This window comes from Dyella japonica A8 (assembly GCF_000725385.1).
Classification (GTDB): Bacteria; Pseudomonadota; Gammaproteobacteria; order Xanthomonadales; family Rhodanobacteraceae; genus Dyella; species Dyella japonica_C.
The window spans coordinates 4,079,385-4,095,299 of the sequence record NZ_CP008884.1 but is presented as its reverse complement, the minus strand read 5'-3'; the positions used below and the strand labels follow the sequence as shown (position 1 = coordinate 4,095,299).

General features: G+C 66.6%; 17 protein-coding genes and 1 tRNA gene. 10 read left to right on the top strand and 8 right to left on the bottom strand.

Annotated elements, in window-relative coordinates; translation table 11 throughout:
- Nucleotides 1–76: 76 nt before the first annotated feature.
- The 5 genes from thiD to HY57_RS17240 form a co-directional block, all read right to left on the bottom strand.
- The gene (gene thiD / locus HY57_RS17260) at nt 77–862 is read right to left on the bottom strand and encodes a bifunctional hydroxymethylpyrimidine kinase/phosphomethylpyrimidine kinase (protein ID WP_019465474.1); all 786 of its coding nucleotides are present in this window, start codon (nt 860–862) and stop codon (nt 77–79) included.
- Nucleotides 863–1,077: 215 nt separating this feature from the next.
- Nucleotides 1,078–1,371: a GIY-YIG nuclease family protein gene (locus HY57_RS17255; protein ID WP_019465475.1), complete on the bottom strand. Its 294-nt coding sequence runs from the start codon at nt 1,369–1,371 to the stop codon at nt 1,078–1,080.
- Nucleotides 1,372–1,423: 52 nt separating this feature from the next.
- Nucleotides 1,424–2,803, bottom strand: a complete 1,380-nt coding sequence (locus HY57_RS17250; RefSeq protein WP_019465476.1) for a PhoH family protein — start codon at nt 2,801–2,803, stop codon at nt 1,424–1,426.
- 151 nt (nt 2,804–2,954) lie between these two features.
- Nucleotides 2,955–3,416: a peroxiredoxin gene (locus HY57_RS17245; protein WP_019465477.1), complete on the bottom strand. Its 462-nt coding sequence runs from the start codon at nt 3,414–3,416 to the stop codon at nt 2,955–2,957.
- A gap of 279 nt (nt 3,417–3,695) precedes the next feature.
- Entirely contained in the window at nt 3,696–4,262 is a 567-nt protein-coding gene (locus tag HY57_RS17240) for a glycine cleavage system protein R (protein ID WP_019465478.1), read from the bottom strand.
- Nucleotides 4,263–4,507: 245 nt separating this feature from the next.
- Between HY57_RS17240 and dapA the strand changes: the two genes are divergently transcribed.
- Entirely contained in the window at nt 4,508–5,401 is an 894-nt protein-coding gene (dapA, locus tag HY57_RS17235; protein ID WP_019465479.1) for a 4-hydroxy-tetrahydrodipicolinate synthase, read from the top strand.
- A gap of 38 nt (nt 5,402–5,439) precedes the next feature.
- Complete coding sequence (locus HY57_RS17230; protein ID WP_019465480.1) at nt 5,440–6,033, top strand: hypothetical protein; 594 nt, start codon at nt 5,440–5,442, stop codon at nt 6,031–6,033.
- A 117-nt stretch (nt 6,034–6,150) separates the two neighbouring features.
- On the opposite strand, the gene fdxA is transcribed toward HY57_RS17230, so the two are convergent.
- Nucleotides 6,151–6,474: a ferredoxin FdxA gene (gene fdxA, locus HY57_RS17225; protein ID WP_026033958.1), complete on the bottom strand. Its 324-nt coding sequence runs from the start codon at nt 6,472–6,474 to the stop codon at nt 6,151–6,153.
- Between the two features lie 50 nt (nt 6,475–6,524).
- A tRNA-Glu gene (locus HY57_RS17220) sits at nt 6,525–6,600 on the bottom strand.
- A gap of 185 nt (nt 6,601–6,785) precedes the next feature.
- On the opposite strand from HY57_RS17220, the gene pcnB reads away from it, so the two are divergent.
- From pcnB to pgi, 6 genes are all read left to right on the top strand, one after another.
- A complete protein-coding gene (pcnB, locus tag HY57_RS17215) occupies nt 6,786–8,144 on the top strand; it encodes a polynucleotide adenylyltransferase PcnB (RefSeq protein WP_019465481.1) in 1,359 nt (452 codons plus the stop codon).
- The gene (gene folK, locus HY57_RS17210) at nt 8,141–8,623 is read left to right on the top strand and encodes a 2-amino-4-hydroxy-6-hydroxymethyldihydropteridine diphosphokinase (protein ID WP_019465482.1); all 483 of its coding nucleotides are present in this window, start codon (nt 8,141–8,143) and stop codon (nt 8,621–8,623) included. The genes pcnB and folK overlap by 4 nt, the downstream gene beginning before the upstream one ends.
- Nucleotides 8,624–8,679: 56 nt before the next feature.
- Nucleotides 8,680–9,510, top strand: a complete 831-nt coding sequence (gene panB, locus HY57_RS17205) for a 3-methyl-2-oxobutanoate hydroxymethyltransferase (protein WP_019465483.1) — start codon at nt 8,680–8,682, stop codon at nt 9,508–9,510.
- 20 nt (nt 9,511–9,530) lie between these two features.
- On the top strand, nt 9,531–10,376 hold the full coding sequence (panC, locus tag HY57_RS20985) for a pantoate--beta-alanine ligase (RefSeq protein WP_019465484.1): 846 nt from the start codon (nt 9,531–9,533) through the stop codon (nt 10,374–10,376).
- A gap of 100 nt (nt 10,377–10,476) precedes the next feature.
- Nucleotides 10,477–10,863 carry an aspartate 1-decarboxylase gene (gene panD, locus HY57_RS17190; protein WP_019465485.1) on the top strand — a complete coding sequence of 129 codons (387 nt, stop codon included), beginning with the start codon at nt 10,477–10,479 and terminating at the stop codon, nt 10,861–10,863.
- Between the two features lie 113 nt (nt 10,864–10,976).
- Nucleotides 10,977–12,620, top strand: a complete 1,644-nt coding sequence (gene pgi / locus HY57_RS17185) for a glucose-6-phosphate isomerase (protein ID WP_019465486.1) — start codon at nt 10,977–10,979, stop codon at nt 12,618–12,620.
- A gap of 105 nt (nt 12,621–12,725) precedes the next feature.
- Here the strand turns inward: pgi and queG are convergent, their stop codons facing one another.
- Complete coding sequence (gene queG, locus HY57_RS17180; RefSeq protein WP_019465487.1) at nt 12,726–13,796, bottom strand: tRNA epoxyqueuosine(34) reductase QueG; 1,071 nt, start codon at nt 13,794–13,796, stop codon at nt 12,726–12,728.
- Between the two features lie 59 nt (nt 13,797–13,855).
- On the opposite strand from queG, the gene HY57_RS17175 reads away from it, so the two are divergent.
- Together HY57_RS17175 and tsaE are read left to right on the top strand one after the other, a co-directional pair.
- The gene (locus tag HY57_RS17175; RefSeq protein ID WP_019465488.1) at nt 13,856–15,340 is read left to right on the top strand and encodes a bifunctional ADP-dependent NAD(P)H-hydrate dehydratase/NAD(P)H-hydrate epimerase; all 1,485 of its coding nucleotides are present in this window, start codon (nt 13,856–13,858) and stop codon (nt 15,338–15,340) included.
- Nucleotides 15,337–15,807 (top strand): tRNA (adenosine(37)-N6)-threonylcarbamoyltransferase complex ATPase subunit type 1 TsaE, encoded by a 471-nt coding sequence (gene tsaE / locus HY57_RS17170; protein WP_019465489.1) that lies wholly within the window; start codon nt 15,337–15,339, stop codon nt 15,805–15,807. Before HY57_RS17175 ends, tsaE begins: the two co-directional genes overlap by 4 nt.
- Nucleotides 15,808–15,915: the final 108 nt, after the last annotated feature.

Sequence of the window (15,915 nt, the reverse complement as noted above, 5' to 3'; positions counted from 1 at the left end):
AGCGGAAGTGGTCATTCTACTCCGTGAACGCCGCAGCGCCTGGCCGGGGGTTCAGCCGGCGTGCGGATTTGCCACATCAATGGCCGAGCACATGGGCCTGCCCTCCGCCCGGGCGGTAGCTGCGTTCCAGCGCACGTTGTACGTAGGCCACGGCGCGGCGCACGGCTGAGCGGGGTGCCTGCCCCTTGGCCAACTCCGCCGCGATGGCCGAAGCCAGCGTGCAGCCGGTGCCATGCCCCTCGATGGGCAGGCGGCGATGGCGCAGCTCCATCACGCCGCGCTCGTCGTAGAGGCGGTCGACGACCTCGCGCTCGTCGGAGTGGCCGCCTTTGAGAAGCACGGCCCGCGCGCCGAGGGCGAGCAGTGCCTCGCCGGCGCTGTCGAAGTCCTTGGCCTTGCGCAGCTTGCGGCCCAGCAGTGCCTCGGCTTCCGGCAGGTTCGGCGTGAGCACGTCGGCCAGTGGAATCAGTTGTTCCACCATCGCCTGCACGGCGTCCTCGTCGAGCAGGCGTGCGCCGCTGGTAGAGATCATCACAGGGTCGACCACCAGCCATGCCGGCTTGCGCGCGCGCATTTCCTTCGCCACCAGCCGGGTCACGGCGGCGCTGCCCAGCATGCCGGTCTTCACCGCACCGATGGGGAAGTCGTCGAAGATAGCTTCAAGCTGGCTGTGGATGTGCTTGGTGGGAACGGTGTGTACCGCGGTGACGCCGCGCGTGTTCTGCGAGGTGATGGCGGCGATGACGGAGAGGCCATGCACGCCGCGTGCGTGGAAGGTCTTCAGGTCGGCCTGGATGCCGGCGCCGCCGCCGGAGTCGGAGCCGGCGATGGTGAGGGCGATGGGCGGGGAGGCATGGGGCATGGCATGGTGAGTCAAGGGCAGTGAGGGGCTATCGTAGTACCTCACGTGGTCGCAACTGGATGACCAGCCATTCGGCTGTTGTAAAGCGCCTCCGGCCTGCGCCGGAATGACGAGCAAAAGCCAAAGCGTGTGAGGTTTTCGAAACCCCTGCTCTTGATCGTCATTCCGGCGCAGGCCGGAGGCGCTTTACAACAGCCGAATGGCTGGTCATCCAGTTACAGCAGCGTTGGGTAAAGATCAGCCCATTTGGGATTCTCGCCTTCAATAAGTCGCAACTTCCAAGCTCGCTTCCAGTCCTTTAGCCGCTTCTCCCGAAGAATGGCCGACTCCATGGTTTCGTGCAGCTCGTACCAGACGAGGTTGTGCACGTGATGCTGCGAGGTAAAGCTTTCGATCACCTCATTTCTGTGCTGCCAGACGCGTTTGACCAAGTCGCTGGTCACACCGACGTAGAGCGTGCCATTGTGGCCGCTCGCCAAGATGTACACACAGGGTTGCCGTCGATCCATAACGTCTTCCAGGCAACGCCCCGGCATGCCTGCCGGGGCGCCGGCCAATCCCTTACAACGCCTCCGACGCAAAATCCGCCAGTCGCGAACGCTCACCCCGGCGCAGCGTGATATGCGCCGAATGCTCCCAATGCTGGAAGCGGTCAACCGCATAGGTGAGGCCGGACGTGGTCTCGGTGAGGTAAGGCGTGTCGATCTGCTCCACGTTGCCAAGGCAGACGATCTTGGTGCCGGGGCCTGCACGCGTAATCAGTGTCTTCATCTGCTTGGGTGTGAGGTTCTGCGCCTCGTCGATGATCAGGTAGCGCGAGAGGAAGGTGCGGCCACGCATGAAGTTGAGCGAGCGGATCTTGATGCGCGAGGCCAGCAGGTCGTTGGTGGCCTGGCGTCCCCAGCTGCCGCCTTCTTCGGGGTTGGCGAGCACTTCGAGGTTGTCGGTGAGGGCACCCATCCACGGCGTCATTTTTTCTTCCTCCGTGCCGGGGAGGAAGCCGATGTCCTCGCCCACGGACACGGTGGCGCGCGTCATGATGATCTCGCGGTAGCGCTGCTGGTCCATCACCTGCGCCAGGCCCGCCGCGAGTGCGAGCAGCGTCTTGCCGGTGCCGGCGGTGCCGAGCAGGGTGACGAAATCGATGTCCGGATCCATCAGCACGTTGAGCGCGAAATTCTGTTCGCGGTTGCGTGCGGCGATGCCCCACACGGCGTGGTTGGAGTGGCTGTGGTCATCCAGCAGCACCAGCGTGGCGCGGGTGTCGTCCACGTGCAGCACGCGCAGTTCCACGCTGTTGTCACCGGGCAGGAACAGGCACTGGTTCGGGTGCCAGTCCTCGTCCTCGCGGCGGTCGAGCTTGTAGAAGGTGCGGCCACGCTCGTTCCACGACTGCACTTCGGGGTGCTTGTTCCAGAAGTCTTCCGGCAGCTCCTTCGAGCCCGTGTAGAGCAGGTTGAAATCATCGAGGGCGCGGTCGTTCTCGTAGTCCTCCGCATGGATGTCGTAGATCTTGGCCTTGATGCGGAGGTTGATGTCTTTGGTGACCAGCACGACCTGGCGATCGGGGTTCTGGTCGCGCAGCTCGATCACGGCCGACAGGATGAGGTTATCCGCCTTGCCGTGGCCGTTGGTGGTGCGCTGCTGGAAATACAGGCGGCCCACGCCTGCGCTGCGTTTGAGGTTCACGCCTTCCGGGCTGACCAGCTCCAGCCCGTTGCTGATGCCGTGGCCGTTGCCGCGTTCGATCAGTTCATTGAGGAAACGGCTGACCTGGCGGCCGTTGCGCGAGACTTCCGAGGCGCCTTTCTTCTTCTCGTCCAGTTCCTCCAGCACCGTCATCGGGATGAAGACATCGTGCTCTTCGAAGCGGAACAGCGACGTCGGATCGTGCAGCAACACATTGGTGTCGAGAGCGTAGATGCGCTTGCTTCCGGTCATACGGAAGAGACCTCTTGGGCGTGCGAGGTGGATGAACCGCGGCATGGGGCATGCCGCGGGGAGCCGGCCAACCCGGCCGGTTTGCCACGCGCACCGGCGGATGCCCGTCCCCGGGGGCGGGCGGCGGCGTGGCGAAAGGAGCGATCAGGGGTCACTGGGCGGGAATGGCGTCGAGCACGGCCTGGGCATGCCCGGTAACTTTCACGTTGCGCCATTCCTGGGCCAGCCTGCCTTCGGGATCGATCAGGAAGCTACTTCGTACGACACCCATGTGACGTTTTCCGTACAGCACCTTCTCGTGGATCACGTCGAAGGCGTTGCACCAGGTTTCGTCAGTGTCGGAAACGAGCGGGAACGGCAGTTCCTGCTTGGTAGCGAAGTTCGCATGGGACTTCACCGAATCGCGCGAAACGCCGATCACCTCGGCATGGCGCTTCTTGAACTTGGGGTAGAGGTCGCGGAAATCCTTGGCCTCCGTGGTGCAACCGGGCGTCGAGTCCTTCGGATAGAAGTACACCACCACCCACTGGCCCTTCAGGCTGTCGAGCTTCAGTTCGCTGCCGTCGCCGGTCGTGCCTTTGAGCTTGGGGACTTTCTTGCCAACTTCGGGCATGGGTTCTCCTGCGAAGCCGTGGCCGGCTCCGACTGAATGCAATGAATCGAGGGGAACGGGGCAGCGGAGGAAGGCGTAAAGGCGACTGGCGTGCGCCCTGTGATCGGTGCGACTCGACCCGCCTGCTGCATGCATGCCTCTCCGGTGCTGCCCTCGGCGCAGAGACTAGCGCGTGCGGCGGCGAATGACAGCCCTTGCGGGGGATCGCCCTGGAGAGCATGCTCAAGGGCCCGGCGCGGCGCGCCGGAAATACGGTTTTTTGGGCGCCAGGCGCGCCGGTCAGAACTTCACCGGATCCATGATGGCGTCGAGGTTCAGGCCATCGCAGAACTCCAGGAAGTCGTCACGCAGCGCCGCGATATGGGTCGCCGCCGGAATGCCGATGGTGATCTGCGCCTGGAACATGTCCGCACCCGTCTGCATGGCCTGGTAGCGCAGCGAGCTGAGCTGTTCGATCACGATGTCGCGGCGGTCGAAGAAGTCGATGATCTTCACCAGGATGCCCGGCCGGTCGGCCGAGATGACCTCGATGAGGTAGGGCAGCAGGTGCGAATGGTGTTCGCGCGGCCCCGTGCGGTAGAACGACAGCCGCAGGTCTTCATCGCGGGACACCTTCGCCAGCGCGGTCTCGAGCTTGGCCACGGCATCCCAGGAGCCGGTGGCCAGCAGCGTCAGCGACGTATCCGCGCCGATCGACGCCACGCGGGCGTCGGCCAGGTTGCACCCGGCTTCGGCGATGCGCTTGGCCAGCGTCAGCAGCGGCGCGCGAGGGGAAGGGGTCAGCGTCTGGATGAGCAGCTGGTTGTCGCTGCCCGTGCGCGCGGAAGAACGGTTCAAGGAGTCCACCTGTGGCGGCGCCGCACGAAGCGGGTCAGAAACATATCCGGCGAGCTTACTGGCCGCCTGAGGAGCGCCGCAAGTAAGGCGGGCGGGGCGTGGGGCGGGATCGGGAAATCTTGCGCCGGCGCGGGGCAACCCCCGTCAGCCGGATCTGATCGTTCCTGGCGCCGAAGGGCCCGGGCGCCGTCTTGTATTGGCGTAAGAGCCTTTTCCAGTAACATGCGGGGTTTGATTTTCAGCCGGAGTCGGTCTTGGACATTCGCGGAAGCATCTGCGCGCTGGTAACGCCGTTCACGGCGGATGGCGCGCTCGATCTCGCGGCCTTCGGGAAGCTGCTGGACTACCAGATCGCCGGCGGCACCGAAGGCGTCGTCGTTGCCGGTTCTACCGGCGAAGCGCACATGCTCGAGCATGACGAATACGAGCGCCTGCTCGCCTTCGCCGTGGAGCGCGTGGCCGGGCGCATTCCCGTCATTGCCGGCACCGGCGAGGCGGGCACGGCCAAGACCGTGGCGCTTACCCGCCGCGCGAAGGCTCTGGGCGCCGATGCGGCGCTGGTGGTGGCGCCTTACTACGTGCGCCCCACGCAGGAAGGCCTGCGTCGCCATTACCTGGAAGTGGCGGACCACGGCGGCCTGCCAGTACTGCTCTACAACGTGCCCGCCCGTGCCGGTTGCGATCTGCTGCCGGCGACGGTGGCCGTGCTGCGTGACCATCCGTCCATCGTGGGCCTGAAGGAAGCGCTGGGCACCGATGAGCGGATTCGTGCCATCGCGGAACTTGCGCGCCCGGATTTCGTCTATCTCTCCGGCGACGACGGCACGGCTTGCAAGGCCATGCTCACCGGCGCGGCGGGAACCATCTCGGTGGTAGCCAATCTCGTGCCTCGTGCGTTCCGCATGCTGTGCGATGCGGCGACCGCCGGTGACAGGGGCGAGGCGCAGCGCTGCGACGAGGTTTTGGCCCCGCTGGTGTCGGCGCTCAACTGCGCACCGAACCCGATCGCGGTGAAGGCCGGCCTGCCGTCGCTGGGACTGGGGTTGGCGACGCCGCGCCTGCCTTTGGTGGAATTGGAGGATGGTCCGGATCGCTCGCGACTTCGCGAAGCGCTGGCGGGTCTGGCATCCTTGGCGAATGCGGCCTGATATCTCGGGCAACTGATACTCCTACGGAACCTGCTTACATGAAGAAATCCCCGCTTGTCGTGGCCCTGCCGGTACTGGCCCTGTCCGCCTTGCTGCTCTCCGGCTGCGGCATGTTCCGTTCGCAGAAGGCCTGGGAAACCGCCAAACAGGAAACGCCGCTGGAAATCCCGCCGGGCCTGGATACGCCGTCCACCAGTGCTGCGCTGGTGATTCCGGAGCCGGGCGCCAATAACCCGACCTCCAACGGCGCCACGGCCCGCACGGGTCAGAGTGGCGGCCAGATCGCCGACGGCTTCGTGCTGAACGACAACATCGACAACACCTATCAGCGCGTGGGCCAGGCCCTGGAGAATGGCGACATCGGCCAGGTGGTGGCGCATGACGACGCTGCCCATACCTATACCCTGAGCGTGGTGGCTTCCGACCAGCCGGCCCAGAAGAAGGGTTTCTTCAGCAGCATGTTCAACGGCAAGTCCAAGCAGAGCGCGGACGCCCCGGGCGCTGCGCCGCACCAGGTGACGCTGACCATCGGTTCCAGTGGCGCGAAGGCCAGCGAAGTGCGCGCGCAGGGCGATGCCGGCGCCGTGGCCAAGGTCATCGATACCCTCAAGGGTCGCATGGGCGGCGGTTGATCCGCTGCCACCCCGGCCCATGAAAAACGCCGCCCTGGGGCGGCGTTTTTTTATGCGTGCATGGCGGGATTCGAGGCGCGGGCCTGAACGTGCTGGCCTGAACCCGGCCGGGCCGGATCAGCGCTCGAGCAGGCCGAGCTTGCCGGGCTTGTTTTCCCAGTCCTTGGCGTCGGCCAGGCCGTCCTTGCGCTCGGTGATTACCGGCCAGCTCTTGGCCAGCTCCGCATTCAGCGCCACGAACGATTCCTGGCCCGCCGGAACGTCGTCCTCGGGATAGATCGCGTTGATCGGGCACTCGGGCTCGCAGAGGGTGCAGTCGATGCACTCATCCGGATCGATCACGAGGAAGTTGGGGCCTTCATGGAAGGCGTCGACGGGACAAACTTCGACACAATCGGTGTACTTGCACTTGATGCAGTTGTCGGTAACGACAAAAGTCATGCTGTCGCGCGCCTGTTGTTGGAAGGACGCGGCCCGTGCCAGGCCGGAAGTGGCGCTCCCTACGAGGTTCGAACTCGTGTTCCCGCCTTGAGAGGGCGGTGTCCTAGGCCACTAGACGAAGGGAGCGAAATGCACCGGAGCGCGGTAGTATAGCGGAATTGTTTCGCCCGGCAATGCCCTCGGGGGCTCCCGGCCCGGCCGGACGGGACGACCGCCAGCTCCGTGGGAACTGGGCGGATGTGGATGCGGCGGAACGGTGCCGCGACTGATCGCTTTGAATAGCGCATTGCGCTTGCAAGGATCCAAACCGCTTGAATCACGACGCAAGGACCAACGCCACGCCTGCACTGCGCATCATTCCGCGCGAGCAGCACGTGATTTCGCGCAAGAACATCAGCAAGGCAGCGCTGCGCGTGCTCTACCGCCTCAACGAGGCCGGCTACCAGGCCTACCTCGTGGGCGGTGCCGTGCGCGACCTGCTGTTGGGCGGGCACCCCAAGGACTTTGACGTGGCCACCAGCGCCACGCCCGATGAGGTGAAGAAGCTCTTCCGCAACTGCCGCCTGATCGGGCGCCGTTTCCGCCTGGCCCACGTGGTCTACGGGCCGGAGATCATCGAGGTGGCCACCTTCCGCGGCACTGGCGAGGAGGAAGGCGAGGGCGACCGCCACATCGTCGACGGCCGCATCGTGCGCGACAACGTGTGGGGCACCATCGAGGAAGACGCACTGCGCCGCGATTTCCGCGTCAACGCGCTCTACTACGACATCAGCGACTTTTCGGTGCGCGACTACGTCGGCGGCATGCAGGACGTGGAAAACCGCGTGCTGCACCTGATTGGCGACCCGGCCACCCGCTACCGCGAAGACCCGGTGCGCATGCTGCGCGCCGTGCGACTGGCCGCCAAGCTCAACTTCCGCATCGATGCGGCCGCGGCCGCGCCGTTCGCCGAGCTCGGGCCGCTGCTGGCGGAGGCGGCTCCGGCGCGCCTGTTCGACGAGTCGCTCAAGCTGTTCCTTGCCGGCCATGGCCTGAAGAGCTTCCACATGCTCGAGCAGACCGGCCTGCTGAAGTTCATGTTCCCGGCCACGGCCCGCGCCTTGAAGCGCGGCGACGAGGCCTTGCGCTCGCTGATCGAGCAGGGGCTCGCCAATACCGACGCGCGCGTCGCCGAAGGCAAGTCGGTGACGCCGGCCTTCCTGTTCGCCGTGCTGCTATGGGGCGAGGTGCGCGACCTGGCTCACACCTGGATGACCAAGGGCGTGGAGCCGGTGGTGGCGTGGGAGCGTGCGGCGACGCACGTCATCGCCGAGCAGTGCCAGCGTGTGGCCATTCCACGGCGCTTTACCCTCACCATGGAAGAAATCTGGGGCCTGCAGCCGCGTTTTGAGCAGGTGCAGCGCAAGCGGGTGTTCCGCCTGATGGCGCATCCGCGCTTCCGCGCCGCCTTCGATTTCCTGGTGTTGCGTGCGGCGGAGTCGCAGGCCGTGCGGCAATTGGGCGAATGGTGGGCGCATGCCCAGCAGTTGCCGCCCGAAACCCTCGCCGCCGCGCTGGCGGGCAGTGGGTCAAGCGGTGCGAACGACGAGGTGGCCGCCGCGCCCAAACCGCGCAGGCGCCGCCGTCGCAAACCGGCGTCCAAGAAGGGCGGCAAGTCGGATCCGGCGTGACCGAAGCATTCATTGCGCTGGGCAGCAACCTCGGTGACGCGCGCGGTCAGGTACTGGGGGCCTTCGATGCGCTCGATCGCCTCCCGCACACGCGCCTGCTCGAGCGCTCGCCGCTGTTTCTGACGCCACCGTGGGGCGTGCTGGACCAGCCCGCCTTCATCAACGCTGTGGGGCGCATCGATACGACGTTGTCGCCGCACGATCTGCTCGATGCGCTGCTGGGCATCGAGCGCGCCGCCGGGCGCGTGCGCGATGGCGAGCGTTGGGGGCCGCGCACGCTCGATCTGGACCTGCTGCACATGGATGGCGTGGTGCTGTCCGACGACCGGCTGACACTGCCGCATCCGCGCATTGCCGACCGGGCTTTCGTGCTGCTGCCGTTGCATGCCATGGCGCCGGGTTTGTTGCTGCCGGGGCAGGGTCGCGTGGCGGATCTGCTGGCTGCCGTCGATGTGGCCGGTTGCGAGCGCCTGCCTTGAGCCCTTCACGTTCCACGCGGGATAATCCGCGCCTGCTTCCGTTCTAGGGAATCCCCGTGTACGCGCAAAAAGCGAACGCACCCACGCGCAAGCCGGTCACCGTGCCGATGCTGCGCGCGATGAAGGCGGAAGGCCGTCGCATCGTCATGCTCACCTGCTATGACGCCAGTTTCGCGGCGCAACTGGAAATGGCCGGCATCGATATCGCGTTGGTGGGCGACTCGCTGGGCATGGTGATCCAGGGCCACAAGAGCACCTTGCCGGTCACGCTGGACCACATGGTCTATCACACAAGCATCGTGGCGCGCGGGCTCAACGCCACCCTGCTTGTCGCCGACCTGCCGTTCATGGCCGATCGCGACGTGGCGCACGCGCTGGAAGCAGGCGCGCAACTGGTGGGCGAGGGCGGTGCCGCGATGGTGAAAATCGAAGGCGCCGCGCCGCATATCCTCGAGGTGATCACGGCGCTGGTCGAACGTGCCATCCCCGTGTGTGCGCATCTAGGCCTGACGCCGCAGTCCGTGCACAAGTTCGGCGGGTTCCGCATCCAGGGGCGCGAGCAGAGCGCCGCGGACCGGCTGGTCGACGAGGCGCGGGCGGTGGAAGCCGCCGGTGCCGACCTGCTGGTGCTCGAAGGCATTCCGACCGCGCTGGGCGAGCGCATCACGCGCGCCGTCTCCATCCCGACCATCGGCATCGGCGCGGGCCCGCATTGCGATGGCCAGGTGCTGGTGATCCACGACATGCTGGGCGTCACGCCGGGCAAACGACCGAAATTCAGCAAGGATTTCCTCGCAGGACGCGATTCTGTGGGAGCGGCGATCACGGCTTATGCCGAGGACGTGCGCCATGGCGTCTTCCCGGCGCCGGAACACTGCTTCGACTGAAGCGACAGAGCAAAGCAAACATGCAGACAGTGCAAGATGCCGCGGCGCTGCGCGCCGTCATCCGCGGATGGCGCGGCCAGGGCCTTACCGTGGGCTTCGTGCCCACCATGGGCAACCTCCATGCCGGCCACCATTCGCTGATCAAGCTGGCCCGCGCCCGCGCCGACCGCGTGGTGGCGAGCGTGTTCGTCAACCCGACCCAGTTCGGCCCGAACGAAGACTTCGAGCGCTACCCGCGCACGCTGGTGCAGGACCAGGTCGGCCTGGCCGAGCAGGAGTGCGACCTGCTGTTCGCCCCGGAAGTGGCCACGCTCTATCCGTTCGGAGCGGAGCAAAGCGTGAGCATCCACGTGCCGCTGCTCACCGAAACCCTGGAGGGCGCCCGTCGCCCAGGGCACTTCGACGGCGTCGCCACCGTGGTGTGCAAGTTGTTCAACCTGGTCCAGCCGGACCTGGCCGTGTTCGGCCAGAAGGATTTCCAGCAGCTCAAGGTGATCGAGCGCATGGTCCGCGACCTGTCGCTGCCGGTGAAGATCATGGGGGCGCCGACCCTGCGCGCCGACGACGGCCTGGCGCTGAGTTCGCGCAACCAGTACCTGACCCCCGAGCAGCGCGCCCTGGCCCCCCAGATCTACGCCACCCTGCAGCAGATGCGGGAGCTCATCGCCAAGGGCCATGCCTGGCCGGTGGTGGAGCAGGCCGCCGCGTCCAAGCTGGCCCGGGCCGGGTTCGAGCCCGATTACGCCGCCATCCGCCGCGTCGAGGATCTCGGCGAGCCGGGCGAGGGCGAGACCGAGGGGCTGGTCGCCCTGATCGCGGCACGGCTGGGCACCACCCGCCTGATCGACAACTTGCCTTTCGAATGACCACCCCCATCTGGGGCTTGCCGGGGCGATGTTGCGATGCGACGTATCCCGGCTGGATAATGGTGAGCTACGCGGGCTGTCCCTGCCGGAAACTGAAGTCATGAACCTGAACATGCTCAAGTGCAAGATCCACCGCGCCACGGTGACTCATGCCGAGCTTCACTACGAAGGCTCCATCGCCATCGACGGCCTCCTGCTCGATGCCTCCGGCATTCGCGAGTACGAGCAGATCCATGCGTGGAACATCAACAACGGCAAGCGCTTCGTCACCTACGCGCTGCGCGCTGAGGAAGGCTCCGGCATCATCTCGGTGAACGGCAGCGCCGCGCATCGCGCGCAGCCGGGCGACCTGATCATCATCGCCGCGTTCGCCCAGTTTTCCGAGGCCGAGGTGGAGCAGTTCCAGCCGACGCTGGTGTACGTGGATGCGAAGAACGCCATTTCGCATACCAATCGCTCCATTCCCAAGCAGATGGCCGCCGCCTGATAACACCAGCGCCGCCCCCGGGCGGCGCATGGGTGCGGCGCAACAAATCTGCTGGCGCGCGGCGCGAAAAGCTGCGTAAGATCGGGATCTCTCCAAGCCACGCATGAGATCCCATGTCGCCCGAGCGCCGTCCGTCCTTCCTGGCAGAACACGTCGACCGCCTTGCCGGTACCCATCTTCGTGACTTGCTGAAGGACGCCGCCCGCGGCAAACGCCTGCGACACCGCCTTGGCCCGGTTCTGCTGGACCTGAGCCGGCAGAAGCTCGACCTGCAGGCGCTGGACGCCCTTGGCGCGCACGTCGAAGCCTCCGGCTGGCAGGCGGCGAGGGACGCCATGTTCGCGGGCGCGCCGATCAATACCTCCGAAAACCGCGCTGTGCTGCATACGGCACTGCGTGCCTCTGGCTCGCGACTGCCTTCGCCGGCCCCGCGCGATGCCTTGAACGAAATTGACGCCACCCTCAAGCGCATCGACGCGCTGGTGAAGGCCGTCGAGCTCGGCGATGCCAGTGCCTTCGGCCTGGCGCCGGGCATCACCGACATCGTCAACATCGGCATTGGCGGCTCGGACCTCGGGCCGCGACTGGCGGTGCGCGCCCTGACGCCGTACCACGTGCCTGGACTGCGCAGTCACTTCCTCACCAACGTGGACGGCCAATCGGCCTATGAGCTGATGCACCAGCTCGACCCGAAGCGCACGCTGGTCATCGTGGTATCCAAGACCTTCACCACGCAGGAAACGCTGCTCAACGGCGGCGTGATGCGCGACTGGATCAGTCGCGCCTACCACGGCGACAAGGCGGCCGTGGCGCGCCATTTCCTTGCCGTGAGCGCCAATGTCGCTGTAGCGGAAAAGTGGGGCGTGCCGGCCGCACAGGTGTATCCGATGTGGGATTTCGTCGGTGGCCGCTTCTCCCTATGGTCGGCCGTCGGCTTATCGCTGGCGCTGTCCATCGGCTCGTACAACTTCCACGAATTGCTGCGTGGCGCGGCGTTGGTCGACGATCACTTCCGCACGGCGCCTTGGTCGGAAAACCTGCCGGTGCTGCTCAGCCTGGTGGAGTACTGGAACCGTAATGCCCAGGGACGCGGCAGTCGCGCCGTGGTGCCCTATGCGGACCTGCTGACTGACCTCACCTCTTATCTGCAGCAGTTAGAGATGGAGAGTCTGGGCAAGCAGGTAACGCCGCAGGGCCAGCATGTCGCCCAGTCCACTTCGGCGGTGGTGTGGGGCAGCGTGGGCACCAATGCGCAGCATGCGTATTTCCAGGCGCTGCACCAGGGCACGGACGTCGTGCCGCTGGAATTCATTGGCGTGGTGAAGCCCGCGCACGACCTGGGCGCCAACCACGATGCACTGCTGTCCAACCTGCTCGCGCAGGCCGCGGCGCTGGCACTTGGCAAGACCTTCGAGGAGGCGCTTGCCGAGGCGACGTCCGGCACGGAAGAGGAGCGTCGCATTCTCGCCGCGCAGCGCAGCTTCCCGGGCGACCGCCCGAGCACCGTGATGATGCTGGACGCGCTGACGCCGGAAACCCTGGGGGCGCTGATCGCGCTCTACGAGCACAAGGTGTTCATGCTAGGCCATCTGTGGGGCATCAACGCGTTCGACCAGTGGGGTGTGGAGCTGGGCAAGGCGATTGCGCGGCAGATTCTTCCCGCACTCGAAGAGGGCGGCGCAAGCCGGGCCTCCGCTTTTGATTCGGCCACGCAGGCGCTGATCGACGTCATCCACGAGCGTCGTACCGCCCAGTAATCGCCATGCCCTGTGGGAGCGCACCCTGTGCGCGACGGTGACGCGGCAAGACTCGGACTTCGCCAGACGATTGTCGCGCACAGGGTGCGCTCCCACAGGGTCTCTTCAGGCGGACTGGCGCGCCAGCGCCCACGCCACATGCTCGCGCACGATCGCCGACGGGTGATCGGCACGCGCCTGCAAGGCCTGTCGAACCTCGTCCGAATGCGGTGCATTGCCCAGGGCCACGGCGATATTGCGCAGCCAGCCTTCGTAACCCGTGCGACGGATGGCCATGCCCTCGGTACGCTGCAGGAATTCCTGCTCACTCCAGCCGAACAGTTCCACCAGCTTGGCGCCGTCGAGCCGGTGCCGGGGCGCGAAATCCGGCTCGGTCGCGTCCTGCGCGAACTTGTTCCACGGGCAGATCAGCTGGCAGTCGTCGCAACCGAAGATGCGGTTGCCCATGGGCTCGCGCAGCTCCTCGGGAATGCTGCCGCGCAGTTCGATGGTGAGGTAGGAAATGCAGCGTCGCGCATCGAGTTTGTAGGGCGCGACGATGGCCTGGGTGGGGCAGATGTCGATGCAGCGCCGGCAGCTGCCGCAGTGTGCGCTGGCCGGCGCATCGATGGGTAGCGGCAGGTTCGTGTAGAGCTCGCCAAGGAAGAAATACGAGCCTGCGCTGCGATGGATCAGCACGGTGTGCTTGCCGATCCAGCCCAGGCCCGCGTTGCGCGCCAGCGCTTTTTCCAGCACCGGCGCGGAGTCGACGAAGGCGCGGTAACCAAAGTCGCCGATGGCACCATGGATGCGCTCGGCCAGTTTCTGCAGGCGGTTGCGCATGACCTTGTGGTAGTCGCGGCCCAGCGCGTAACGCGCGACATAGCCGGCCTCGGCGTCGTGCAGCACGTTCCAGGCGTTGCGCGTGCCCGGCGGGATGTAATCCATGCGCACGGAAATCACGCGCAGCGTGCCGGGTTCCAGTTCCGCGGGGCGGCTGCGCTTGTCGCCGTGGCGCGCCATGTAATCCATCTCGCCGTGATGGCCATCGTCGAGCCAGCGCTTGAGATGCAGTTCGTCCTCGCCCAGGTCGGTGCCGGCGATGCCGCAATCGGCAAAACCAAGCTCGCGCGCCCAGCGCTTGATGTCCAGCGCGAGCGTGGCGTAGTCGGCGGGTGAGGTGGAAACGGAGGACATGCGCCTATTGTAGGTGGTCTGCCCATGGGCACTTCATCGGCATGCCTATAATTCCCCGCATGACCGCCTCCCCACATCGTCATGAGCTCTATACCGTCGAACAGGTGCGGGCGCTCGATCGTCGTGCCATCGACGACCTCGGCGTGCCTGGCTACGAGCTGATGCAGCGGGCCGCCGCCGCCGCATTGGTCTGCCTGCGCCAGCACTGGCCACAGGCACGGCGTATCGCGGTATATGGCGGGCCCGGCAACAATGGTGGTGACGGATTCCTGCTGGCGGCACTGGCCCGGGAAGCCGGTATCCATGCGGAGGTCTTCGCATGGGGCGAAAGCCGTGGCGACGATGCCGTTCGCGCGCGCCGCGAATTCGAGCATGGCGGCGGCACGGTGCACGCCTGGCGCGAAGGCATCGAGCTGCCGCTGGTCGACGTGCACGTGGATGCGCTGTACGGCACTGGCCTGCAGCGTGCGTTGACGGCGGATATCGCTGGCCTGGTTCAGTGCATTCACGCGACGGGCGCGCCAGTGCTCGCGCTGGACGTACCCTCCGGCGTGAACGCCGATACGGGTGACGTCCCGGGCGTTGCCGTGCAGGCCGACGTCACCGTGACCTTCATCGCGCTCAAGCGCGGCCTGTTCACCGGGCTGGCCCCGGGCTACGTCGGAACCGTGCAGTGGGAACCGCTGGGGTTGACCGACACGCTGTGGCACGGTTTTGAGCCGGATGCCGGACTCATGCAGCCGTGGACCTTGCCGCCGCGTCCGCGCCAGTCGCACAAGGGCAGCAACGGCCATGTGCTGGCGATCGGTGGCGATCACGGCACGGCGGGTGCGGTCCGCTTGTGTGGCGAGGCTGCATTGCGCGGCGGCGCGGGCCTGGTCAGCGTGGCGACCCGTGCCGATCATCTGACCGCGCTCAACAGCGCCCGGCCGGAATTGATGGCGCACGACGTGCATGGTCCGCAGGCGCTGGAAGCCCTGCTGCCGCGCGCCACGGTGCTCGCCGTCGGCCCCGGGCTGGGGCAGGGCGCGTGGGGGCATGCCCTGTGGCTGACCGCGCTGGACAGTCATCTGCCACTGGTGCTGGATGCGGACGGCTTGAACCTGCTGGCCCGCGAACCGCGCGAGTTGGGCGACGGCGCCGTGATCACGCCGCACCCGGGTGAAGCCGCACGCTTGCTGGGTTGCGATACGGCGACCATCGGCAGAGATCGCTATGCCGCCGTGCGCGAACTCGCCCGCCGATACCGCGCCGTGGCCGTCCTCAAGGGGGCTGGCAGCCTGGTCGCCGATCCGCACGGCCGCGTTGCCGTGTGCCCCTGGGGCAATCCAGGCATGGCGACCGGTGGCATGGGCGACCTGCTGACGGGCATCATCGCCGCACTGATCGCGCAGGGCTGTGGCGCGTGGCAGGCGGCCTGCCTGGGCGTCTCACTGCACGCGCGGGCGGGTGACGTGGCGGCGCGGCACGGCGGCGAGCGTGGCCTGATCGCCACCGACCTGCTGGATCCGCTGCGGCGGCTGCTCAACGGACGGGAATCATGACGGACCCAAGCTGGAACCTGCCCGACGAGGCAGCCACCGCCGCGCTCGCCGCGCGCATGGCGGATGCACTGGACAGTGGACTGGTGATTTACCTGCACGGCGACCTGGGCGCCGGCAAGACCAGCTTTGCGCGCGCGCTGCTGGGGGCACTGGGTGTTGGCGAGCGTATCAAGAGCCCGACCTATAGCCTGGTCGAGTCCTATCGCGCCCAGGGGCGTCCGGCGTGGCATCTGGACCTTTACCGCATCGCCGATCCCGGCGAATTGGAATGGCTGGGGCTGGATGCCTTGTCCGACCCCGCCGCCATCGTGCTGGTCGAGTGGCCGGAGCGCGGCCAGGGGGCGCTTCCCGCGCCGGACCTGGTGGTGCATCTGGGGTACGCCGGCACCGGGCGCATGGCCCGGATGGAGGCGTGCACGGAACGGGGTGCAAGCGTCGCCGCGCGACTCGAGCCCGGTCGCGGCTAAGGTCCGCTGCGCCTAAGTATCGGTACTTGCTGAGATTTTTTTCGAAGGCCGGCCGGCAGGCTTAGCCTTCAGTTTGCGCGGCTTGCGGCCGATAGCTGCATGCCGACT